Genomic DNA, 2388 nt, shown 5'->3' on the forward strand with positions numbered 1-2388 from the left:
TATCTGGCGGCGCGGGCGGCGATGAGCATGGGCCGTGACCTGCGCGGGGAGGTCTTCGGGCGGGTCAGTGGTTTCTGTGAGCGGGAGATCACTGAGTTCGGGGCGGGCTCGCTCATCACCCGCAACACCAACGACGTCCAGCAGGTGCAGATGCTGGTGATGATGGGGTGCACGATGTTGGTGACCGCGCCGGTCATGGCGGTCGGTGGGGTGATGATGGCGGTGTCGCGCGCGCCGGGTCTGTCGTGGCTGATCGCGGTGGCGGTGCCGGTGCTGCTCGCGGCGGTGGGCCTCATCGTGAGCCGGATGCTGCCCCTGTTCCGCTCCTACCAGGACAGGCTTGATGCCATCAACCGGGTGATGCGTGAGCAGCTCACGGGTATCCGGGTAATCCGCGCCTTCGTGCGTGAGGACGCCGAGAGGCAGCGCTTCGAGGGTGCCAACACCGACATCGCCAGGGTCGGCGATCGCGTGGGTCAGCTCTTCGTGCTCCTGTTCCCGCTGGTGATGCTCGTGCTGGACGTCACGATCGTCGGCGTCATCTGGTTCGGCGGGCACCAGGTCGGTGACGGCGACGTGGAGGTCGGTACCCTCATCGCCTTCATGTCCTACCTCATGCAGATCCTCATGGGGATCGTCATGGCGAGCTTCATGACGATCATGATCCCGCGGGCGGCGGTGTGCGCCGAGCGTGTCAGTGAGGTGCTGGCCACGGAGGCGAGTATCACCCGTCCGCCGGGCGCCGTCGACACCTTCCCGGCCCCCGGAACGGTTGAGATGCGCGACGTCACCTTCGTCTACCCCGATGCCGACGCCCGGGTGCTGGACGGGGTGAGTTTCACTGTGGAACCGGGCACGACGACGGCGATCGTCGGCTCGACGGCGTCGGGCAAGTCCACGGTGGTGCGGTTGCTGGCCCGGCTTCTCGAGGCGAGCTCGGGACAGGTGCTCATCGGCGGAGTGGATGTGCGTGCCGCTGATCCTGAGGCGTTGTGGGCGCAGCTGGGGCTGGTGCCCCAGGTGCCTTTCCTGTTCGCCGGCAGTGTGGCCTCCAACTTGCGCCTGGGGCGCCAGGAGGCGTCTGATGAGGAGCTGTGGGCGGCTTTGGAGGTCGCTCAGGCCGCCGGTTTTGTCAGTCGGATGGATGGTGGGCTCCAGGCGGTCATTGCTCAGGGGGGTACGAATGTCTCGGGTGGTCAGCGTCAGCGTCTGGCCATTGCCCGGGCCCTGGTGCGTCGTCCCAGCGTCCTGATCTTCGATGACTCCTTCAGTGCGCTGGACGTGTCCACCGACGCGCGCCTGCGTGAGGCCATGGGACCGGCCACGGCCGGTATCACCAAGATCATCGTGGCCCAGCGCATCTCCTCGATCACCACCGCCGACCAGATCCTCGTCCTGGACGGCGGCCACCTGGTCGGCCACGGCACCCACACCGAGCTACTAGCCACCAACAACACCTACCACGAAATCGTCACCTCCCAACTCGGAGCGGAGGCCGCAGCATGAGCACAGGCAACACCGGAGCCGGCACCTCGGCCGACACCGCAGTCGGCACTGACACGGCCGCCGTCAGCCCCGACGAGCTCAGCGAGGACGACGTCAGGCTGGCCGCCGAGGCCCAGGCCTCCTCGGGCGACTGGCACGATGGCCCGCCCCCGGGGAAGGCCGAGGCGTTCTGGCCCTCCTTCAAGCGGATGCTCGGGCTGCTGGGCGCCTACCGGGTGTCCCTGGTGGTCGTGGCCCTGGCTGCGGTCGGCACGGTCGTGCTGGCCGTGGCCGCCCCCAAGGTGCTGGGCCAGGCCACCAACGTCATCTTCGAGGGCGTGGTCTCCACGATGCTGCCGGCCGGCACCACCAAGGCCCAGGCCGTGGAGATGCTGCGCTCCCGTGGCATGGACGACTTCGCCACGATGCTCTCGACGATGGACGTCGTTCCGGGCGCGGGCATCGACTACACCCGGCTGGGCCAGATCCTGACGGTGGTGCTGGTGCTGTATGTGGGTTCGGCGGTGCTCAACTGGTTGCAGGGGTGGCTCATCAACCGGGTCACGGTGCGGGCCCTGTTCGAGTTGCGTGCTCGGGTGGAGGACAAGGTCCACCGCCTGCCGCTGGCCTACTTCGACACCGTGGCGCGCGGTGAGCTGCTCAGCCGGGTGACCAACGACGTCGACAACGTGGCCAACACCCTCCAGCAGTCCCTGTCCAGCGCCCTGACCTCGGTCCTGACGGTGGTGGGGGTGCTGGGGATGATGCTGACCATCTCCTGGCGCCTGGCGCTGGTGGCGCTGCTCATCTTCCCGCTCATGGGTGTGGTCTTCGGGATCATCGGGCCGCGCTCGCAGAAGGCCTTCACCAACCAGTGGGCCCGTACCGGCAGGATCAACACCC

Annotated in this window: 2 protein-coding genes; both read left to right on the forward strand. The window is 67.8% G+C overall.

Features of this window, described 5'->3' with window-relative positions; all coding sequences use genetic code 11:
• Positions 1–1506, forward strand: a 1506-nt coding sequence (locus tag HCR68_RS13850; protein ID WP_167150439.1) for an ABC transporter ATP-binding protein, incomplete at its 5' end; no start/stop codon positions are given.
• A partial coding sequence (locus HCR68_RS13855; RefSeq protein WP_167150441.1) for an ABC transporter ATP-binding protein occupies positions 1503–2388 on the forward strand: 886 nt, incomplete at its 3' end. The genes HCR68_RS13850 and HCR68_RS13855, both read left to right, overlap by 4 nt.

This window comes from Actinomyces sp. ZJ308, assembly GCF_011752065.1.
Classification (GTDB): domain Bacteria; phylum Actinomycetota; class Actinomycetes; order Actinomycetales; family Actinomycetaceae; genus Actinomyces.